The following is a 258-nucleotide window of genomic DNA, read 5'->3' as shown; positions in this document are numbered from 1 at the left end:
CGTCCAGATTCAGTAAAGATAACAGATGGGGTGATTTTGGGGGAGTTGCTGCTGCTTGGAAAATTTCCGAAGAGGATTTCTTAAAAGGAAATAGCAGTATTTCAGATTTAAAATTAAGAGCGAGTGTAGGGAAGACAGGTCAACAAGATATTGGAATTTACAGATATGACTATTTCAAAACTTATAATGTTTCATCAACGCTTTACTATCAGTTTGGAAACCAGTTTTATGAAATTGCAAAAGCGAATGGATATAACC

1 protein-coding gene is annotated in these 258 nt (G+C 35.3%); it reads left to right on the top strand.

The genetic code is table 11. The features are described 5' to 3' along the window. Nucleotides 1-258, top strand: a 258-nt coding sequence (locus SB679_RS25110; RefSeq protein ID WP_410705033.1) for a hypothetical protein, incomplete at both ends; no start/stop codon positions are given.

This window comes from Chryseobacterium sp. SIMBA_029 (genome assembly GCF_046535275.1).
Classification (GTDB): Bacteria; Bacteroidota; Bacteroidia; order Flavobacteriales; family Weeksellaceae; genus Chryseobacterium.
This window is presented reverse-complemented; position numbering and strand designations above follow the sequence as displayed.